Origin of the sequence: Bacteroides sp. AM41-16 (assembly GCF_003603495.1) — a bacterium.
In the GTDB taxonomy this organism is placed as follows: Bacteria; Bacteroidota; Bacteroidia; order Bacteroidales; family Bacteroidaceae; genus Bacteroides; species Bacteroides uniformis.
The window spans coordinates 58,426-80,094 of record NZ_QTNE01000019.1; the positions used below are offsets into that span (position 1 = coordinate 58,426).

The following is a 21,669-nucleotide window of genomic DNA, read 5'->3' on the forward strand; positions in this document are numbered from 1 at the left end:
CTTTTTTGTATTTTTGTTCCCAATGTGCAAGATTTTTGCCAATCGGACAAAGATAACGAAAGAGAAATGAGAGTAATCGACCTGATAAACAGTAACGAAAAAACAGCTTTTTCCTTTGAAATATTGCCACCACTGAAAGGTACGGGCATCGAAAAGCTGTATCAAACCATAGATACGTTACGGGAATTCGACCCCAAATACATCAACATCACCACGCACCGCAGCGAGTACGTGTACAAAGACCTCGGCAACGGATTGTTCCAGCGAAACCGCCTGCGCCGCCGCCCCGGCACCGTAGCCGTAGCTGCTGCCATCCAGAACAAGTACAACATCACCATGGTGCCGCACATCCTTTGCAGCGGCTTCACCCGCGAGGAGACGGAGTACGTGCTGCTCGACCTGCAATTCCTCGGCATCACCGACCTGCTGGTGCTTCGTGGCGACAAGGCAAAGCACGAATCCTCTTTTATCCCCGTGGGCAACGGTTACCACCACGCCGTCGAACTACAAGAGCAAATCAACAACTTCAATAAAGGTATTTTTGTGGACGGCTCCGAGATGAAAGTTACCAATACCCCGTTTTCATACGGTGTGGCGTGCTATCCGGAAAAGCATGAAGAAGCCCCCAACATGGATACAGACATCTACTGGCTAAAGAAGAAAATGGAAATGGGTGCAGAGTATGCCGTGACCCAGCTCTTCTACGACAACCGGAAATATTTCGACTTCGTGGAACGTGCCCGTCAAGCCGGTGTCACCATCCCGATTATCCCGGGCATCAAGCCCTTCAAGAAGTTGTCACAACTCAGCATGATACCCAAGACGTTCAAAGTAGATTTGCCCGAGGAACTGACCCAAGAGGTTCTGAAGTGCAACACCGATGCGGAAGCTCAGCAAGTGGGTATCGAATGGTGCGTGCAGCAGTGCAAAGAGCTGATAGCCCATGGCGTCCCAAGCCTCCACTTCTACTCGGTAGGAGCTACAGACAGCATCAAGGAAGTAGCCAAACAAATCTACTAAACAATGGACAATCAACAGTTGACAATTGACAACTGGCAGTGTCACAAGTAATAACTTATAACTAATTAACCCGTGTTCAGTTTCAAGGACATAATAGGCCAAGAGGCAGCCAAACAAAGGCTGATACAAGAAGTGCAGGAAGGACGTATTCCCCACGCACAACTTTTCTGTGGCCCTGCCGGAGTAGGAAAACTCCCATTGGCACTTGCCTATGCCCGCTACATCTGCTGTCCCAACCGGACGGAAACCGATGCCTGCGGTACTTGTCCCTCCTGCGTGAAATGGAACAAGCTGGTGCACCCGGACGTACACTTCGTATACCCTATCGTCAAGAGTGCCAAAGGGAAAAAGGAAGTCTGCGACGACTATATCGCCAACTGGCGGCACCTGCTGCAGAACAGCCCCTACTTCGGACTGAACCATTGGCTGAACGAGATGGATGCCGAAAACGGACAAGCCATCATCTATGCCAAGGAAAGCGACGAGATAACCCGCAAGCTGAGTCTGAAATCCAGTGAAGGAGGTTACAAAGTCACCATCGTATGGCTACCCGAAAAGCTGCATGAAGTATGCGCCAACAAGCTGCTGAAACTGCTGGAAGAGCCACCCGAGAAAACGATATTCCTCCTCATCTCCGAAGCTCCGGAAATGATACTGCCCACCATCCTCAGCCGCACGCAGCGCTTCAACATTCCCAAGATTGAAGAAGCCGACATAGCCGAAGCCCTGCAGCAGAAGTACGGAGTGCAGCCCCGCGACAGCGAGACGATAGCCCACCTGGCAAACGGAGACTTCATCAAAGCATTGGAGACCATCCATCTGAACGAAGAGAACGAACTGTTCTTCAACCTCTTTGTCAGCCTGATGCGACTCTCCTACCAGCGCAAGATACGGGAAATGAAACAATGGAGCGAGCAGCTTGCTGCCATGGGACGCGAACGGCAGAAGAACTTCCTGGACTACTGCCAGCGCATGACCCGCGAGAACTTCATCTACAACCTGCACCGCAAGGAGATGAACTACATGACGCTGCCCGAACAGAACTTCGCCACCCGTTTCGCCCCCTTTGTCAACGAACGGAACGTCATGGGTATCATGGACGAACTAAGTGAAGCGCAACGCCACATCGAGCAGAACGTAAACGCCCGCATGGTGTTTTTCGACTTCTCTCTCAAAATGATTGTTTTATTGAAACAATGAAAAGTGGCAAAATAATGAAATGCAAAGTATCAAATCGTAAATAGTAAATAGTAAATAAATAGATGATGGAATTTAAACTACATAACGGAAGCGGAGGTCTCTGCTGCAAGAGTTGCGGCAGGCAGGACAAGCAACTGAACACCTACGACTGGCTGGCAGACATTCCGGGCAATGCCGATGAGAGCGAGCTGGTAGAGGTTCAGTTCAAGAATACCCGCAAGGGATATTTCCGCAACAGCAACAAGATACCTCTGGAGAAAGGCGACATCGTAGCCGTAGAAGCCACCCCCGGACATGATATCGGTGTGGTGACCCTGACCGGACGTCTCGTGCCGCTGCAAATGAAGAAAGCCAATATCAAGTCTGAGGCAGACATCAAACGCATCTACCGCAAGGCGAAGCCTGTGGATATGGAGAAGTACAACGAGGCAAAAGCCCGTGAACACTCCACCATGATACGCTCGCGTCAGATAGCCCTGGACCTCAACCTCAACATGAAGATTGGAGACGTGGAATATCAGGGAGACGGCAACAAGGCCATCTTCTACTACATAGCCGACGAACGGGTGGACTTCCGCCAGCTCATCAAGGTACTTGCCGACGCTTTCCGCGTGCGTATCGAGATGAAACAGATTGGTGCCCGCCAGGAAGCCGGACGCATCGGCGGTATCGGTCCCTGCGGACGCGAGCTGTGCTGCGCCACCTGGATGACCTCCTTCGTATCGGTATCCACCAGCGCGGCGCGCTTCCAGGACATTTCACTGAATCCGCAGAAGCTTGCCGGACAATGCGCCAAACTGAAGTGCTGCCTCAACTACGAAGTAGACTGCTACGTGGAAGCACAGAAACGCCTGCCCTCACGCGAGATTACCTTAGAGACCAAAGACGGTGAGTTCTTCTTCTTCAAAGCCGACATTCTGAGCAACCAGATAACCTACTCAAGCGACAAGAACATCCCCGCCAACCTGGTGACCATCAGCGGCAGACGCGCCTTCGAGATTATCGGTTTGAACAGACGTGGCATCAAGCCCGACAGCCTGATAGAAGAAACCCATCGTTCCGAACCCAAAAAGCCGGTGGACTTGCTGGAACAAGAGAGTCTCACTCGCTTTGACCGCAACCGGAAAGGCAAGAGTGGCAGTGACGGCAACGGTGGCGAGAACAGCAACAACAGCCGTAACAAGAGAAAGAAAAAGAGTGGAAACGGTCGTCCGCAAGGAGGTGAGCAGCAGGGTGCTCCGCAATCCAACAACCAGAGAGAACAATCCAGGCAAGACCGGCAACCGAGACAGAAACAAGACCGGCAAGCACCCAAACAAGGTGAACAGCAACAAGGCGAACGTCAACAACGGAACAATAACAACCGTCGTCCGCCCCGTAACAATAAGCCCAAACCTCAAGGTGAAAGACCTGCCCAAAATGACAAACCGGCTCAAGAATAGGAATCTCTGCCTGAAAGGTATCATACTACTGTTTGTCGCAAGCCTGCTGAGCGCTTGCGACAAACAGACTGTATACCATTCCTTCCAATCCCTTCCCACCGAAGGCTGGCTGCGCGAAGACACGCTCTCTTTCGACGTGAAGGTCACCGACTCACTGACCTACTACAAACTGTCTTTGGAAGTTCGTAACCGAAGCAACTACCCCTATCAGAATCTACCTCTATCCATCTGCTACACCACCGCAGATTCCATTCCGTCACCCACGGACACCATACAGCTAATCCTCGCGGACAAAGAAGGAATCTGGAAAGGTGACGGCTGGGGAGGTCTCTATCAGACTGCCGTCTCCGCAGGAAGCGTTCGAATCGGCAAACCCGGCACCTACCTCTTTAAAGTGGCCTATACGCTACCGGACGAAAGGCTGCAAGGAATCAATGACATCGGCATCAAACTGAAGAGATAGGAACTCCCTATTGTTCTTTATTACCTTCTTCTAACAACCACCTCAGTCTCCCACTCACGTCTCCTTGAAGCGGAAACGGGCGGGGTATCATAACTTGCCCTCTTACCTCATAGCGTAACGTCTTTTACGCCAGGATGTAACGACCGTTACACCAGCATGTAAAGGGCGTTACAATATAGCGTAAAAGTCGTTACGATACAGCGTAAAGGACGTTACAATGCGGTGTAACGGCCGTTACATTACGATGTAAACAATGTGTAAATGCAATGTAATGATAATCAAGTCCATTCGTATGTCCCACAAGGAAACGGTCATAACTAAATTCGACGATTACGTCCCGCATCAATCCGCAGAAAGATAAACAGCAGGATTGTGAATCCCCAGAGAGAAGAACCTCCGTAACTGAAGAAAGGCAACGGGATACCGATGACGGGGGTCAGCCCCAGCACCATGCCTATATTGATGAATAGATGGAACAAGAATATACTAAGCACAGAATAACCATACACCCGGCCAAAGGGAGATTGCTGCCGCTCGGCCACGACAATCAGCCGTAAAATAAGAATAAGGAACAGTAACAGTACAGCCGTAGACCCTACGAATCCTTCCTCCTCACCCACGGTGCAAAAAATGAAGTCCGTATCTTGCTCCGGCACATACTTCAGCTTTGTCTGCGTACCATTCAAGAAACCTTTGCCGGTCAGCCCCCCGGAGCCGATGGCTATCTTCGACTGGTTCACGTTATAGCCGGCACCAGCAAGGTCCTCTTCCATACCAAGCACCACCTTGATACGTATCTGTTGATGGGGCTCCAGCACTTTATTGAAGAAGTAGTCGCTGGAGTAGAGGAAACCTATCGAACCCAAAGCAAACAGCCCAATCAGAAAATAAGATAAATGGCGCTCGCTTAAAGAAAGAAAGACAAGATACCCGACAACAAGTGCACAAAGCCCCCACTGCACCCACACCAAGTTGAAGGGTACCACGTATTCCGAAATCAGATAAGCCACGAGCAGCACTCCCAGCGAACCGCCGATAATATTCCGTGTGGGTTCCCAGCGCTTTTTATAAACCCACACCATACCTCCGGCAAAGAGCAGTACCATCAGCAGTACGGCAAATTCTCCGATAGGCGTCGGTGTATCGGCAATCATCACCGCATCAAAACGGATGCCCACCACAAAGTAGGCCACTGCACATATACCCGAGAACAGTACCACGCCCGGCATTCCCTCCCGATAAAGCATCAGGAAAAATGCAGAGTACACCAATGCCGAACCCGTCTCCCGCTGTAGGATAATCAGCAACATGGGGAAGAGAATCAGGAAAGCCAACATAAGGGAGCTTTTCCAATTCTTCATCGTAAACGAGTAGGCGCTCATATACTTGGCAAGCGCCAGCGCCGTGGCAAACTTGGCAAACTCCGCCGGCTGCAAACTGACCGGCCCCAGGATGAGCCACGACCGCGACCCTTTCGTGTCGGGCGCAATGAATATCGTGACAATCAGCAACAGCATCAGCCCTATATATATAAGGTAGGAGAACATGTCATAGAGGGAATCATCCAGCATCAGCAGCACAAACCCCAGCCCGAAGGAACATATAATCCAGACAAACTGCTTGCCGGCACGCGTAGAGAAGTCCAGAAAGTCACGGTCACCATAATCATAACTCGCCCCACAGACACTGAACCAGCCGAATACAATCAGCAGCAGGTAAACGACAATCGTCACCCAGTCCAATGATTTCCATATGCTATCTCTCCTTGTCACCAATTTATTTACGATTTTACGATTTACTATTTACTATTGAAGTCACTCACCGTTCATCCCTAACCCCTAATCCTTAATCCCCAACCCCTCATCATCATCTCTCCTCATCTCCGTAAAGTATCACCCGGTTACTGAATTCTTCCGCCCGTATCTCATTCTCGGGCGACAGCTTTCCATGCAGATACTGGTCCATCATCATGGCACCGATAGGTACGCCATACGTGGCACCGAAACCACCGTTCTCCACATAGACGGCAATGGCTATCTTAGGGTTGTCCATCGGGGCAAAGCCCATAAAGACAGAATGGTCCTTGCCGCGGTTCTGTGCCGTGCCCGTCTTTCCGCAGACCTCCACACCCGGCAGGATGGCTCCCGCCATGCGGCAAGTGGCGCTACCCGTACTTCCGTCTACAGCGGCACGCATGCCTTTCACCACCATTTCATAATATTCGCGGTCGATGGTGGGATAACGGGGATTGCGATAGATGCTGTCCAGTTCATTGTCTTCTATCTCCTTCACGATGTGCGGAGTAATGAAATGCCCCCGGTTGGCAATGGTGGCACCCAGATTGGCTATCTGCAACGGGGTGGCAAGAATCTCTCCCTGCCCGATGGAGATACTAATCACCGTCAGACCGTTCCACGAACCCCGATAGGGCTTGTCGTAGAACTTTGCATTCGGTATCAGTCCACGCTGTTCGCCGGGGAGGTCGGTACCGAGCCGATAGCCGAAGCCCTGCGATACCATGTGGTCTTTCCATACGGTAATGGCATTCTGCGGCGAACCGTATTTTTTATCACCGAACATGCGATACAATCCCCAACAGAAATAGGAATTACAAGAGGTAGCGATGGCAGGAATCAGCGACAGAGGCGAACCATGTCCGTGACATCCCACATGAAGGCCTTTATGATTGAAGCCATGCGCACAAGGGAAAGTCGGATAATCTTCGTGGATAATCCCTTCCTGAAGGAAGGTCAGCGCCTGCGCCGTCTTGAAGGTGGAGCCCGGCGGATAAGCTCCCATGATGGCACGGTTCAGCAAAGGCTTCCGCTTGTCCATCTGCAGCAGACGGTGGTTCTTTCCCCGCTGGCGCCCTATCATCAGATGAGGGTCAAAGGTAGGCGAGGAAACCATACATAGTATCTCACCCGTAGCCGGTTCGATGGCCACAATGGCACCGATTTTGTGTTGAAGCAGCCGTTCGCCCAACATCTGGAGGTCAATGTCGATGCCCAACGTCAGGTTCTTGCCGGGTACGGAGGAACGGTCCAACTGTCCGTCCATGTAGTGTCCCTGGATGCGCCCGTGAGCGTCACGAAGCAGAATCTCCACCCCCTTCTCTCCACGCAGATACTTTTCATAGGATTTCTCGATGCCTTGCTTGCCTATATAGTCTCCGCGAATATAATAGTCATCGTTCTCAATGTCTTTCTTGGACACTTCGCCGATGTCTCCCAGCAAATGGCCGGCAGAGTTATAGGTATATTGGCGGATAGTACGCCGCTGAATATAGAAACCTGGAAATTTGAACAGCTTCTCCTGAAACACACCGCACTCTTCGGCAGAAAGCTGCGTCATGAACACCTGATGGGTGTATTTGGAATAACCGGGGTTCATCCAGCGGTTCTTGACGTCCTTCATCCGTTTGTCAAACTGTTCACGGGTAATGTTCAAGGCACTGCAAAGGTCGAGTGTATCCAGCTGCGTCACCTCCCGAGGCACAAACGTAATATCATAGGCAGGCTGGTTAAACACGAGCAACTTACCGTTACGGTCGTAGATAGCCCCCCGTGATGGATATTGTATCTTGTTCAGAAAAGCGTTGCTGTCCGCGTTTTTCTTGTAGTCATCAGTCATGATTTGCAGGTCGAACAGCCGGAACACGTAAATAAGAACGATGACAATAGCCGCCGCTCCAATTACATATTTCCGCTTTTCCAGTGTATAGTCTTTCATCAATTCCTAATCCTTAATCCCTTTATCCTTTCTTTCTTATTCCCTCAACAGCCATAATGCAGGTCACAGTAAGCAGGGTACTTGCCGCAATTCTCAACAACAGCGTACCAATATGGGCAAAAGAGAAGAATTCGAGGGTAAGCAACAAGCCGTGATGTATCAGCACACTCACAACCAGATATTTCAGGAAAGGAAGAATCCCCATTGTACGGATGGCCGGAACCAGTGTATCCAGCGTGTCACGAGGCACGAACAGCCGCAGGAAAGTGGGGCGCAAGAAAGCTAGCAACACCGTAGCGGCAGCGTTCATCCCCGGTGTGTCGGAAAAGACGTCGACAGCCAGCCCTAAAAAGAATGCCCACAACATCAACGCATTGCGGGGAGTGTCCGACTCAAACTTCAGTATCAAGTAGATATACAGAAATGGAGTGGCATATCCTGCAATATGCACATTGTTCAATATCAGCACCTGCAACAGTACCAAGCCTATGAACCATCCTATTTTATGCAGATAATTAATTAACAACGCTAATGAGTTATAAGTTACGAGTTACAAGTTATTGAGTGTATAAGTTATAAGATATAAAGATGATTAATCCCTAATCCTTAACCCCTAATCCCTAATTTCTTAGTCACTTCTCGTCTGCCCTCGACTCCAATGCCTTTTGTTCATCCTGCCCGTTGCGGGAAATGACGCGCACATTGCTCACCTTTCCAAAGTCCGTAGCCAGCTTTATCTTCAACAGATACGAAAGCCCGTCGTGCGAGTCAGACATGTCATCCACCGTCCCCACCATGACACCTTCTGGAAACACGGTGGAATAGCCGCTGGTCACTACTGTATCTCCCAGATTGAATTCAGCATGCCGGGGCAAATCCTTCAGATAGGCAAAACGGGAATTACCTCCCTCCCACTTCAAATAACCGAAATAATCACTGCCCACAATCTTACAGCTGATGCTCGACTTGCTGTTCAGCAACGGAATGACCAACGAGTAATGGGGAGAGGTCTTATACACAATACCCACCACGCCATTGGCATCTACAACTCCCATCTCAGGACGGATACCTTCTGTTGTTCCACGGTCTAAAGTGATATAATTGTCAGCCTTGTTCAAGCTGTTCTTTATGACATTCGCCTTGAATATCTGATACTCCGTAGGAGCAAGCCGTTCCATGCTGTACAACCTGGCGGAGTCCAATCCTTTCTCCTTCAGGACATTTTCCAGAAACGAAAGCCGCTGCTCCAGCCACATGTTGCGGTCGAGCAGGTCTTCGTTGGCCGTCTTCAAGTGGAAATAGGAAGTGATGCCACCCGATATTTCATAAACCTTCCCCGCCACGCCATTGGCAGAGGTGAAATACACACTCTGCTGGTAATGATTAAAGCGAAATAATAAAATAAAACTGGCAACCTCTAACAGAAGAAAGAGGAACCAGTAATTATATTTAATGAGAAAGTTTAATAAATTTCGCATTACCGCATCAAGAATGAGAAGCGGTCAACGTTCTTCAATGCCACGCCCGTACCTTTGGCAACGGCATGCAAGGGGTCTTCCGCAATGTGGAACGGTATGTTTATTTTATCAGTCAGACGCTTATCCAGTCCACGAAGCAATGCACCGCCACCGGCAAGATAGATACCGTTGTGAACGATGTCGGCATACAATTCGGGAGGCGTATTTTCCAATGCGCTCAAGATGGCTGTCTCAATCTTAGAGATAGACTTCTCCAAGCAATGCGCCACTTCCTGATAGCATACCGGCACTTCCATGGGCAATGCCGTGATGCGGTTCGGACCATGAACGATATAGTCTTCAGGAGCATCCTCACCGAGTTCCGTCAAGGCAGCACCCACATTAATCTTAATACGCTCAGCCATACGCTCGCTGACCTTCACGTTGTGCTGGCGGCTCATGTATTCCTGAATATCGGCAGTCAGGTCGTCACCGGCAATGCGGATGGAATTGTTACTTACGATACCTCCCAAAGAGATTACGGCAATTTCCGTAGAACCACCACCTATGTCAACAATCATGTTGCCTTCGGGAGCCTCTACATCGATACCGATACCGATGGCAGCAGCCATCGGCTCGAAAATCAAATAAACGTCGCGCCCGCCGGCATGCTCGGCAGAGTCGCGCACGGCACGCAGCTCCACTTCGGTACTGCCCGAAGGAACACCAATCACCATGCGGAGTGACGGAGAGAAAAGACGGTTACGGTTGTTCACCATCTTGATAAGTCCACGTATCATCTGCTCGCAGGCATAGAAGTCGGCAATCACACCATCGCGCAACGGACGGATGGTACGTATGTTTTCGTGGGTCTTTTCGTGCATCATCTTTGCCTTGTCACCCACGGCAATCATCTTATCGGTACGACGGTCCAAAGCCACCACCGAAGGCTCATCCACCACAATCTTGCCATTCGTGGTGATGATGGTATTGGCTGTGCCAAGGTCCATCGCTATTTCTTGTGTAAAGGAGAATAATCCCATTAATATTTACGATTTAACTATTTACGATTTACGATTGATATTCCTCTTGTTTACAATTTGAGATTCAGACTTACGATGTAACTTCAATCGTAAATCGTAAATCGTCAAATCGTAAATCCGAATTAGTGTTTAAAGTGACGGAATCCCGTAGTCACCATGGCAATGCCATGCTCGTTGCAATATTCAAACGAGAGTTCATCCTTGATGCTTCCACCCGGCTGGATGACGGCTGTTACGCCTTCATTGCCGGCAATTTCCACGCAGTCGGGGAAAGGGAAGAATGCGTCACTTGCCATTACAGCGCCATTCAAGTCGAAACCGAAGTTTTTGGCTTTCTCGATAGCCTGCTTCAAAGCATCCACACGGCTGGTCTGACCTACACCACTTGCCAACAACTGCTTTCCTTTTGCCAGCACAATGGCATTCGACTTACTGTTCTTCACAATCTTGTTTGCAAAGAGCATATCCTCAATTTCCTGTGCAGTGGGAGCCTTCGTAGTTACAGTCTTCAATTCTTCTGGAGTTTCCACCTTAAGGTCGCGGTCCTGAACCAATACGCCATTCAGCAAAGAACGGAACTGCTTCTTAGGCAAAGCTGCCGGCTTGCGGACCAGGATAATACGGTTCTTCTTCTGACCGAGGATTTCCAACGCATCCACATCATAATCGGGAGCGATAATCACCTCAAAGAAAATTTTATTGATTTCTTCGGCAGCAGCCTTGTCAATCACGGCATTAGTGATGAGCACACCACCAAAAGCGGATACCGGGTCACCGGCAAGCGCATCGTTCCATGCTTCGAGCACAGTGGGACGTGAAGCCAGTCCACAAGCATTATTATGCTTCAGGATAGCGAAAGTCGTATCCTTGAATTCGTCAATCAAGTCAACGGCAGCATTGATGTCGAGCAGGTTGTTATAAGAGATTTCCTTACCGTGAATCTGGTCGAACATAGCATCAATATTGCCATAGAAATAACCTTTCTGATGCGGATTCTCGCCATAGCGTAAAGTCTTCTGGCTGTTGGCAGAGCAACGGAAAGCGGAACCTTCCTCGCCATCGAAATAGTTGAAGATGGCAGAATCATAGTGTGAAGACACTCCGAAAGCCTCTTTGGCAAACCAACGGCGTTCTTCGATGGTAGTAGTGGCTCCGTGTTCCATCAGCATGTCGCGGAACGGCTGATATTGTGCTTGCGAAGCGATGATAACCACGTCGTTATAGTTCTTGGCTGCGGCACGAATCAGAGAGATACCGCCTATGTCAATCTTTTCGATGATGGCAGGTTCTTCGGCACCACTGGCAACGGTAGCCTCAAACGGATAGAGGTCAACAATGACGAGGTCTATTTCGGGGATTTCATATTTTTCAATCTGTTGCATGTCTTGCTCCAATCCGCGGCGGCAAAGAATACCTCCAAAAACCTTCGGATGCAAAGTCTTCACGCGTCCGCCCAGGATGGAAGGGTATGTAGTGAGGTCTTCCACTGCCTTGCAGGGATAACCCAGGGATTCTATAAACTGACGGGTTCCACCGGTTGAGAGGAACTCTACACCTTCTTCATGCAGTTTGGTAATGATTTCGTCCAAACCTTCCTTATGGTAAACAGATACCAGAGCTGTTTTGATTCTTTTTGTTTCAGACATGGATTTGCGTATTAAAGTATGCGTATATTAGTATTTGATGCGCAAAGTTACAAATTTTGTTTATTCATACATACATTCATACACAATAAATTAGGTATAATTAAAAAAGGCGGCATCTGTTTCCAGTCTGCCGCCTTTTTTTAAGGGTTATTTTGTTGGTTTACCAAATAGATACACGTTTTTCTACCGGCAAGAACATCGGGTCTTTTTCTGTCACGTTGAATGCCTCATACCAAGCACCGATTTGCGGCAATGCACCGTTTACGCGCCATTCGCCCAATGAGTGCACATCACTCTTCGTGCGGTTCAGCACTTCTTCGGGACGGATATCATTGGCCCATACACCTGCGTATGCCAGGAAGAAACGTTGTTCGGGAGTAAGACCATCCAGCACCGGCAGCGGATTGGCAGCCGTAGCTTTCTTGAATGCCTGATAAGAAACCTGCAGACCACCGTGGTCGGCAATATTCTCACCCAATGTCATGCGTCCGTTGGCATATACGCCCGGAGCAACCTCGATGCTATCGAAGAAGTTCACCATCACCTGAGCACGCTCGTCAAAGTTCTTGGCATCTTCAGCAGTCCACCAGTCTTTCAGGTTACCGTCCTTGTCGTACTGGCGACCCTGGTCGTCGAATCCGTGAGTCATCTCATGACCGATTACCACACCGATGGCACCATAGTTGAAGGCATCATCCGCATTCATATCGAAGAAAGGATATTGCAGGATACCGGCGGGGAAACAGATTTCGTTCGTAGTCGGGTTATAGTAAGCGTTGACGGTCTGCGGAGTCATCAGCCATTCGTCCTTATCCACCGGCTTGCCGGCCTTGGCTATCATTTCGGCATGGCTCCACTCGTTGGCACGTTCCATGTTTGCCCAGTAAGAGTCGTTTTTGATTTCCAGTGTGGAGTAGTCTTTCCAAGTGTCGGGATAACCAATCTTCACATGGAAGGTAGCCAGTTTCTCCAGAGCTTTCACCTTAGTGGAATCACCCATCCAAGCAAGATTCTGGATACGTTCGCCCAGGCTTTCCTGCAAGTTCTTCACCAAAGTCACCATACGCTCCTTGGCAGCAGCAGGGAAATATTTCTCCACGTACATCTGACCTACAGCTTCGCCCAGCGCGCCGCTTACAGTGCTTACCGCTCTCTTCCAGCGGGGCTGCATCTCTTGTGTACCGCTCATGGTGCGGCTGTAGAAGTCGAAGTTCTGTTCTGCCATAGCATCGTTCAGCAAGCTTGCGGCAGAATCAATCAATTTCCATTGCAGATAAAGGCTCTGCTGTTCAATGGGCAGCGTATCCAGAATATCGGCAGCAGCTTTCAGTGAAGCGGGCTGGCCTACGATGATTTCCTTCACATCCTTCAAGCCCATGGCAGACAAATAAGCATCCCAATCGAAAGTAGGATAATTCTTCTTCAACTCTTCCATGCTCATCTTGTTATAATTGGCATGCGGGTCACGCAACTCCGTACGAGAGCGGAAAGCCTTGGCAAGACGTGTTTCCACATCCATCACCACCTCCATACCTTTCTTGGCAGTAGCCTCGTCGAAACCAGCCAACTGATACATCTTCTGTACATGTGTACGGAAAGCATCACGAATTTTGGCAGTAGCCTCATCATTCTCCAGATAGTATTCACGTTCGCCCATGCTCAGCCCGGTCTGATAGGTCTGTACAGCATTCATGCTACTGTTCATTTCGTCAGCGCCAACATACAGCACGTTGTAGGCGATGATACCCTTCTTCTGCATATCGCCCAGCAAGGCATAAAGCTCCTTCTTGTCCTTCAAAGCAGCCAGCTGGTCGAGTTCAGCCTTGATGGGGGCTACACCGTCCTTGTTCAGCTTCACGCTGTCCATCACGATTTTGTACAAGTCACCGATTTTTTGTGCCACGCTGCCGGCTTCGTGCTGGGTGGCGGCAAGCTCTTCAATCAGTCCTTGAATCTGCTTGCGGTTGTTTTCTGCAAGGATAGTAAAAGAACCGTACTGTGAGTATTCAGCAGGAATCGGATTGTTCTTCATCCAACCGCCACATGCGTATTGGTAAAAGTCAGTTCCGGGTAGAGCCGTTGTGTCAAGATTGGCGAGCTGGATGCCTGCTGTAAGTTCAGCCTGCTGCTTGCCGGTGTTGCAGGAAGCCGTCATCAGACAGAATGCTGCAATGGGTAACAAATGATTTGCTTTCATAAACATATAAAATATAATAGTTAGTGATTCTCCAACTCTACAGTAGCCGCGTCCCACTCTTCCATCACGCGGTCAAGCTGCTCTTTCAGTTTTTGGTGCTGCTCATAAAGCGACATGTCCGAAGCACCTTCCGGTGTGGCCATCCTGGCCTCAAGAATGGCAATGGCAGCCTCCGTCTGCTCTATCTCCGCTTCACAATCGGCAACGCGACGTTCCAGTTTCTTGAGCTTCTTATTAAGCTCCTTCTGCTCCTCATAAGAGAGTTTGGCTGCCGAGGGTTGAACCGGTTCTGCACCAGCATTTCCTGATGCCGCCTTACCGGCAGTGGGCGAAGCGGAAAGTGAAGGGGATTTCTGTAACTCATTCAGGCTCTCTATCTGCTTCTTTTGCAGGAAATCATAAATTCCTCCCAGATGTTCCTTCACCAGTCCGCCACCAAACTCGTACACTTTAGTCGCAAGTCCGTCCAGAAAATCACGGTCATGGCTGACTATTATCACCGTTCCGTCAAAATCGCGGATAGCCTCCTTCAACACATCTTTGGAACGCATGTCAAGATGATTCGTAGGTTCGTCGAGAATCAGGAAATTCACCGGCTCCAACAGCAGTTTTATCATGGCAAGCCGGGTACGCTCTCCACCGCTGAGCACCTTCACCCTTTTATCCGAAGCCTCACCGCCGAACATGAAAGCACCCAGAATATCACGAATTTTGAGGCGGATATCCCCTACGGCCACGTGGTCAATCGTATCGAATACAGTTAGGTTCTCATCCAAAAGTTGTGCCTGGTTCTGGGCAAAATATCCAATCTGCACATTATGTCCCAGTGTAAGTTTTCCGGTATAATCCGTAATCTCACCCATAATACACTTTACAAGCGTAGACTTTCCTTCGCCGTTCTTACCGACAAAAGCAACCTTCTCTCCTCGGTTGATGGTCAAATTCACATCATGGAAAACAATGTGCTCACCGTAGGATTTCTCCATATCCTCGCAGATGACGGGATAATTACCGCTACGGCTGCTGCAAACAAACTTCAGGCGCAAAGAGGAGTTGTCTTCCTCATCCACCTCGATACGTTCTATCTTTTCAAGTTGCTTGATGCGACTTTGCACCTGCACAGCCTTGGTAGCTTTGTACCGGAAACGCTCGATAAAGTCTTCCGTATCTTGTATCTGCTTCTGCTGATTCTCGTAAGCACGCAGTTGCTGCTCCCGGCGCTCCTTGCGAAGCACCACGAACTCATCGTATTTCACTTTATAGTCGTAAATGCGTCCACAAGTTATTTCGATGGTACGCGTAGTGACATTGTTCAAAAAGGCGCGGTCGTGGCTGACAAGCACCACCGCATTGGCACGGGTGGAAAGGAAGTTCTCCAACCACTGGATACTCTCGATGTCAAGGTGGTTGGTAGGCTCGTCGAGCAGCAACACATCCGGACGGCGAAGCAACAGCTTGGCAAGCTCTATACGCATACGCCAACCACCGGAAAACTCGCTTGTAGAGCGGTCAAAGTCCTCGCGGCTGAAGCCCAGCCCTTGGAGCGTGCGCTCTATTTCGGCACGGTAGTTGGTGCCGCCCATCATCAGAAAACGTTCGTTTTCGTGAGTGAAGCGGTCAATCAGTTTCTGGTAATCCTCGCTGTCGTAATCGGTACGTTCGGCAAGTTGCCGATTCATGCGTTCGATGCCCGCCTGCATCTCAAAAATATGCTCGAAGGCAAGTTCAGCCTCCTGCATTACGGTGCGCTTGTCACTGAGTATCATCACTTGGGGCAAATACCCGATAGTACATTCACGGGGAACGGCAACAACGCCGGCAGTGGGCTGCTGAATGCCAGCCAATATCTTGAGCATGGTGGACTTACCGGCACCATTCTTGCCGACAAGAGCTATACGGTCTTTCTTATTGATAACATAAGAGACGTCTTCGAACAGAGGAGTGGCATTAAATTCTACCTTCAGTCCTTCTACAGATATCATAGTGTCAATGAATTTATCGTTCAAGACTGCAAAGGTAGCGATTTTCAACGTTATACAATATCATACGCTCACATAATTACATCAAATATCCAAGAAAGAGAACACTACTCCCGCATTTCCTGCGGAAGGACAATTGCAAAGCGGCTCCCCTTGCCAAGAGTTGAGGCCACTTCTATTTTTCCATGAAACCTTTCAACGATAGTCCTGCAAATGGCCAATCCCAATCCCGTGCCCTGCACAAAAGCATCTCCCTTATAGAAACGTTCAAAAATGTGCGCCAGAACTTCTTCCGACATGCCGGTTCCCGTATCTTCCACAAAGACTTCCAATGTAGCAAAGTCCTTCAGCCTATACCCTATGGTTATGCGTCCTTCAGCAGTGAACTTCACCGCATTATTGATAAGATTGTTGACAACTTGCCCCAAACGCGTAGGATCTGTATAGATAACTGCCGCCCGGTCCGGAAGGTCTAGCAGTAACTCCACTCCTTTCCGAAGATTCATCTTCTGCGCACTGTAAATGCTTTCCAATATGCCATTTAAAGAAACCTTCTCAAAATGGAATTCCATCGTGTTCGATTCTATCTTGGACAAATCCAGAATATCTGAAATCAACACCATTAACAACTGGCTGTTCTTTTCAATCAAAGACGTAAATTCCATAATCTCCTGCCGCGACAAGTCGGCATCCCCACAAGCCAGTAGTGTAGAGAAGCCCACAATGGCATTTAGTGGCGTACGTATCTCGTGGCTCATATTAGCAAGAAATACGCTCTTCAACTCATCGCTACGTTGCGCTTTCTGCAAAGCCTCGTTCAATTTATTCTCCGTATCCTTGTATTTCTGCGTACTCATGCAAATACCGATGATACGGAACGGCAAATCCGTCAATTGCCCCACATAGGTAGATTGCGCCTCAAACCACTCCCACTTGCCGTCTCCCCTCCGTAGACGGTATTCCACTGGGCGTTCGTACAAATTACCATGCAACTGTAAAGCCAAAGCATCAAACACTCCCTTCCGGTCGTCCGGATGAATCAGAAATGCGAATTCCTCAGGCGTCAGCGTATAGTCACGCGTAGGAATCCCCAAATATTCAAAATAACGCGGTTCTATAATCATCAGATTATGTTCCATGTCGAAAGACCATTGAAATATCTGGGTGCGGCTCAGCGCAATATTCAGCAAATGCTTCTGTGTCCGTTCTTCCAACACATTCCTGAAATAGAGTACAATCCTCACCAATTGTCCATCTTCATGAATTCCCACCATAGCACCTTGTATCAGAAAACTGATACCACTCTTCAATTCACGTATAAAGCAATTGATATCTAAGGGAATAATCCGCACATCCCTCTCCCGAAGTTGCAGCAAAAGGTCTTCTAACACATTCTTTTTATCACATACCACTTCCAATAAGTCAGTGATACGCCGCCCTATCACATACTCATTCAAATGGAGTTCATTCATCACCTGCTGATTCAGACGCCAGATACAATCTTCCAAATCAATCATAATAATGCTGACGGGCCATGAGTTGAACAACTGCTCGGAGATGGCATTTATTATACGTACTTCTTGAGGAACATTCGGATTCATCAGAATTGTTTTATCATACAAGGAGCAAAGTTCGGGCTAAAATGCTTATGCCACAAACAAACCCTTATAAATCAATATTCCGTTTTAGCATGTATATATTCTATTATTCACAACTTTACCTTATTTAACAGAGACAAATTGAGCGTAATATTGATTTTAACTGTTATCTCTGTCATTTATACATTATTATCCCCCATTTTTGTGTCTTAAAATCTCCAACATGAATATATCCGAATTCAATATAAATGCCGAGTTCATTGCCTGCAATCATATCACAACCAATGAACTGAATCCGCTAGTGGAAAAGCCATACCACACCAAGGCCAGTATCTTCGCTCTATGCACCAAAGGAGTTCTGAAAACCATCATAAACCATACTCAATTCAGGGTTGAAGCTAACACCCTCCTAGTTATTCCTCCCGAGACCTTCGTACAATTGCTACACACGTCAGACGATGCTGAAATATATGTCGTCATATTTTCCCAACAACTTATCCAGAGTTCAGGGGCCGGCAAGGTCATGATGGATAAGTTTCACATTATAGGCAAACACTATATTTTTCCTCTATCGAAAACGGACTTCCAGCTTTATGCCGAGTTCATGACCTATTTGTCACACCTCTACCAAAGAACAGAAAGCCCCTCAAGTCTAGTTTCATTGCAAACTCTACTGACCTATCTGTTACAAGGTATATCCGAACTCTGTCCGGAACGCCCTAGAATAAAAGAGACTCCGGGCAGCAGGCATTTCAACCAATACCGCATTTTTATCCGATTGGTACACACAGACTATGTCCGGGAGCATCAAGTGTCCTATTATGCATTGAAAATGAATATGAGACCGGCAGCTCTTTGCCGCCTTGTCAAAAAGGAATCAGGACATACAGCCATGGAAATCATCAACAATACTATCATCATGGATGCCAAAGCACAACTTTGTACCGCCAACACTCCGATAAAGGATATAGCCGTGAGTCTAGGTTTTAATAATGCGGCCTTCTTCAACAAATTCTTTAAACGTCATACGGGAATACCTCCTCAGAAGTTCCGCACATCCTCAAAACAATAAAATCCACTCAAAACACAAAATGCGGATATTCTGCCATGAGAATACCCGCATTCCTCAATAAGAGAAGTCTGCCATCAATCTACCTTCTTAGCAATAAAAAACACATAACCGTAGAATTCCTTATATTTGCCGTATAGTTCATCCTCAATCATTTGGAGTGAGCTGAACTCTTCGGCAATTTTATTACCGGCATATTTCTTACGGAAAATCTCCTGGGCCGCAACCTTTGAAGCAAAGTAATGCTCTGTCCAGCAATTCTCCGGCAGAATGAATGTAGCAACGGGGAGATAACCCGCCTTGTACAACTTGGTCACCTGATTGGGAAGTGTATCCATTTCAGAGTAAGCGTCCATCCAGAAGTCATTGATTTCCGCAGGGCGTTCGTCCGTAAACCATGAACTCTCGGAGACGGCAATATACCCTCCCGGTTTCAGATACTTACGCCACTCCTTCAAGCCACGTTCAAAGCCAATGTTATAGATAGCACCTTCACACCAAATCATATCCAGCTCCTCCTCACCGAAAGGAAGGGCATCCATTGAACCGACAATTCCTTTTACTCTGTCCTGCAAGCCTAACTGCCTTGCATTACGGTTGAAGATATCAATAAAGCCGGGAAAAAGGTCAATTCCTGTAATCCGCCCCGGCACATGGCCAGCTACTACCATTGTCTGGCCACCCGTTCCACAGCCGATATCGGCAATAAAGGATTCATCGGTAAGACCGTCTACAAAGCTCAATGCCTTCAACGTCGCTTCAGGACTGCCAGGGCCTTGTCGTTCCATATTGGAGAAAAAGTCACAGATTAAATTAAGTTCGAAATCGTGGATAGTTTTATTTTCGTTACTCATTTTCTTACTATATTTTGCATATACGGAAAGTATCACAATACCTTCAGCATAATATGCGGATTAAACTTGAATTATAACAATAAAAAAACACTCTCGAAAGAAGTTATCCGAGAGTAAACGAAGGGGGGACAATCTGTGCAGGGAACACAGATTGTTTACAAAACCAAATCCGATTTAAATGTCTTTGTCATACTGCAAAGATACGCAATATTTTATTTAATCAAAGATTTTACGGTTAATAAAGATTTTCCCTTGCACCGGGCGCATGCTGAAGAACCGCACCTACCACCTGGCAAGTATCCAGTTCCTTACAGTCGCCACAAGTATTGAAACCTTTTTCGTACACACATTTGCGGATAGCACAATAATCGCTGCAATAGGCAAACTTCACCCCGTCTGCACGGCACCCCATACAATGGATGGTTTCCGGCGTAATTTCCGGCGTATTGTTCAGCACACTCCACTCTTTGGCAGTTTTCTCTCTCAGCTCATCGTCATTATTGACAGTGGCTATACGGGCGGCGCAATTTTCGCAATCCAACCCGCAACATGCAATTAATTGTTTCATCACTTGGTTATAACGATTTATGTTTGAGGATATAATGCCCTTTTTCCCGCACATCGATTCAGTAAGCCCAAAACTCACCCCATACCTTGGAACAGACACTCATTTACCGACAGTCCTCAGCGCTTTCTTAACGATATACTTGGTCTCTTTCGTTTCACTTTCCCAACGCCTGCAAAGCTTCCTTACAAATCCGGATTGCGTCTTACTTGCATCATTTAACCAATTCCCTACGCTGTTCCGGACATACTTGGAGTAATCTGATTTCAAAGGTTCCAATATCGGTGAGCCCAATGCAGGGTTCTGTTCCAACATTTCAGTATGCTTGCACCAGACACCTCGTGAACAGAAAACAGAAGAACAAATATAGCTCTGGCAAACGCCTTCCCCATATTTGTCCTTTTGTTCTTTTACCCAAATAAATTAATGCGAATCAAGTTATCCTTCCGTCTTACTTTAGAACAGCTTCGCAGGATACTCACCCGCATCCACCAAAGCCTGAATCTTGTCGACTACACTCTGACGGTCTTCGGGATAAGTCACACCGAACCACTTGCTGGTTGTATCGAGCACTTCGCAGGTAGCAGTGCCATTGTTAATCAGCTTATCCACCATCAGCGGGATGAAGAATTCGCTTTTCAGATTCTCCATATTCTTCGGGTCGCTCAGGAAGCTCTTGAAAAACTCTGCACTGTAAGCAAAGTAATCGGGAGTAAAGCCCCAGAAGTTCATGCTGACCGGAGTCGTCTCGGGAGTGGCAGTCCATTCACCGTTATCATCGATGTACTTCACCTCGCCGTCCATACGCTGAATCTTGGTACGCTCTACTACAGAAGTCAACAAGTTGTTTGCATCCGTTCCGCACAAACCACGGGATACGGTACCGCTTTCGCTCAATGTATTACCGATGCGGAAGCCTACCATGGAATATACATTTTTGGAACCTTCGGGAAGGGCTGCAAGAAATTTGCCCATTACCTGGAAGGAATCACGACCGTAGAAATCGTCGCAGTTGATAACAGCAAACGGTTCCTTTATTACATCGGCACCCATCATTACAGCATGGTTGGTTCCCCAAGGTTTGGTACGGCCTTCGGGGCAGGTGAAGCCTTCGGGAAGGTCATCGATGGACTGGAATACCAGTTCGCAGGGGATATGGCCTTCGTATTTGGAAATAATCTTGTCGCGGAAATCCTGCTCAAAATCTTTACGAATTACGAAAACGAGCTTTCCAAAACCGGCATTGATGGCATCGTAAATAGAATAATCCATGATAGTTTCGCCATTCGGGCCTAGTCCGTCCAATTGTTTCAAGCCACCATAACGGCTGCCCATGCCGGCTGCCAATAAGAATAAAGTTGGTTTCATATTTAGTTATTATTTAAAAAGGTTAGTATATCACAG

General features: G+C 48.0%; 17 protein-coding genes. 5 read left to right on the forward strand and 12 right to left on the reverse strand.

Annotated features, from left to right (window positions below):
- Positions 1-66 precede the first annotated feature (66 nt).
- The 4 genes from metF to DW896_RS15765 all read left to right on the forward strand — a co-directional run bounded on the left by metF (position 67) and on the right by DW896_RS15765 (position 4,125).
- Positions 67-1,020, forward strand: coding sequence for a methylenetetrahydrofolate reductase [NAD(P)H] (gene metF / locus DW896_RS15750; protein WP_016274213.1), 954 nt, complete (start codon positions 67-69; stop codon positions 1,018-1,020).
- A gap of 72 nt (positions 1,021-1,092) precedes the next feature.
- Positions 1,093-2,220 (forward strand): DNA polymerase III subunit delta', encoded by a 1,128-nt coding sequence (holB, locus tag DW896_RS15755; protein ID WP_009037254.1) that lies wholly within the window; start codon positions 1,093-1,095, stop codon positions 2,218-2,220.
- Between the two features lie 65 nt (positions 2,221-2,285).
- The gene (ricT, locus tag DW896_RS15760) at positions 2,286-3,662 is read left to right on the forward strand and encodes a regulatory iron-sulfur-containing complex subunit RicT (RefSeq protein ID WP_009037255.1); all 1,377 of its coding nucleotides are present in this window, start codon (positions 2,286-2,288) and stop codon (positions 3,660-3,662) included.
- Positions 3,640-4,125 (forward strand): gliding motility lipoprotein GldH, encoded by a 486-nt coding sequence (locus DW896_RS15765; RefSeq protein WP_009037256.1) that lies wholly within the window; start codon positions 3,640-3,642, stop codon positions 4,123-4,125. Before ricT ends, DW896_RS15765 begins: the two co-directional genes overlap by 23 nt.
- 317 nt (positions 4,126-4,442) lie before the next feature.
- Here the strand turns inward: DW896_RS15765 and rodA are convergent, their stop codons facing one another.
- The 9 genes from rodA to DW896_RS15810 form a co-directional block, all read right to left on the reverse strand.
- Complete coding sequence (rodA, locus tag DW896_RS15770; protein WP_009037257.1) at positions 4,443-5,900, reverse strand: rod shape-determining protein RodA; 1,458 nt, start codon at positions 5,898-5,900, stop codon at positions 4,443-4,445.
- Positions 5,901-5,991: 91 nt separating this feature from the next.
- Positions 5,992-7,860 carry a penicillin-binding protein 2 gene (gene mrdA / locus DW896_RS15775; protein ID WP_034525656.1) on the reverse strand — a complete coding sequence of 623 codons (1,869 nt, stop codon included), beginning with the start codon at positions 7,858-7,860 and terminating at the stop codon, positions 5,992-5,994.
- Positions 7,861-7,879: 19 nt separating this feature from the next.
- Positions 7,880-8,383: a rod shape-determining protein MreD gene (mreD, locus tag DW896_RS15780; RefSeq protein ID WP_005828540.1), complete on the reverse strand. Its 504-nt coding sequence runs from the start codon at positions 8,381-8,383 to the stop codon at positions 7,880-7,882.
- Between the two features lie 106 nt (positions 8,384-8,489).
- On the reverse strand, positions 8,490-9,335 hold the full coding sequence (gene mreC / locus DW896_RS15785; RefSeq protein WP_005828542.1) for a rod shape-determining protein MreC: 846 nt from the start codon (positions 9,333-9,335) through the stop codon (positions 8,490-8,492).
- Complete coding sequence (locus DW896_RS15790) at positions 9,335-10,357, reverse strand: rod shape-determining protein (protein WP_005828544.1); 1,023 nt, start codon at positions 10,355-10,357, stop codon at positions 9,335-9,337. The genes mreC and DW896_RS15790 overlap by 1 nt, the downstream gene beginning before the upstream one ends.
- Before the next feature lie 122 nt (positions 10,358-10,479).
- Positions 10,480-12,003, reverse strand: coding sequence for a bifunctional phosphoribosylaminoimidazolecarboxamide formyltransferase/IMP cyclohydrolase (gene purH / locus DW896_RS15795; protein WP_009037258.1), 1,524 nt, complete (start codon positions 12,001-12,003; stop codon positions 10,480-10,482).
- A gap of 160 nt (positions 12,004-12,163) precedes the next feature.
- Positions 12,164-14,200: a M13 family metallopeptidase gene (locus DW896_RS15800; RefSeq protein ID WP_009037259.1), complete on the reverse strand. Its 2,037-nt coding sequence runs from the start codon at positions 14,198-14,200 to the stop codon at positions 12,164-12,166.
- 20 nt (positions 14,201-14,220) lie between these two features.
- The gene (gene abc-f, locus DW896_RS15805; protein ID WP_009037260.1) at positions 14,221-16,182 is read right to left on the reverse strand and encodes a ribosomal protection-like ABC-F family protein; all 1,962 of its coding nucleotides are present in this window, start codon (positions 16,180-16,182) and stop codon (positions 14,221-14,223) included.
- Between the two features lie 104 nt (positions 16,183-16,286).
- Entirely contained in the window at positions 16,287-17,780 is a 1,494-nt protein-coding gene (locus tag DW896_RS15810) for an ATP-binding protein (protein WP_005828554.1), read from the reverse strand.
- 220 nt (positions 17,781-18,000) lie between these two features.
- On the opposite strand from DW896_RS15810, the gene DW896_RS15815 reads away from it, so the two are divergent.
- The gene (locus tag DW896_RS15815) at positions 18,001-18,849 is read left to right on the forward strand and encodes an AraC family transcriptional regulator (RefSeq protein WP_005828555.1); all 849 of its coding nucleotides are present in this window, start codon (positions 18,001-18,003) and stop codon (positions 18,847-18,849) included.
- Between the two features lie 74 nt (positions 18,850-18,923).
- Here the strand turns inward: DW896_RS15815 and DW896_RS15820 are convergent, their stop codons facing one another.
- The 3 genes from DW896_RS15820 to DW896_RS15835 all read right to left on the reverse strand — a co-directional run bounded on the left by DW896_RS15820 (position 18,924) and on the right by DW896_RS15835 (position 21,633).
- Complete coding sequence (locus DW896_RS15820; protein ID WP_034528898.1) at positions 18,924-19,700, reverse strand: class I SAM-dependent methyltransferase; 777 nt, start codon at positions 19,698-19,700, stop codon at positions 18,924-18,926.
- A 235-nt stretch (positions 19,701-19,935) separates the two neighbouring features.
- Complete coding sequence (locus DW896_RS15825; protein WP_034528899.1) at positions 19,936-20,268, reverse strand: DUF3795 domain-containing protein; 333 nt, start codon at positions 20,266-20,268, stop codon at positions 19,936-19,938.
- Between the two features lie 453 nt (positions 20,269-20,721).
- Positions 20,722-21,633: a nucleotidyltransferase gene (locus tag DW896_RS15835; protein ID WP_005828584.1), complete on the reverse strand. Its 912-nt coding sequence runs from the start codon at positions 21,631-21,633 to the stop codon at positions 20,722-20,724.
- Positions 21,634-21,669 lie beyond the last annotated feature (36 nt).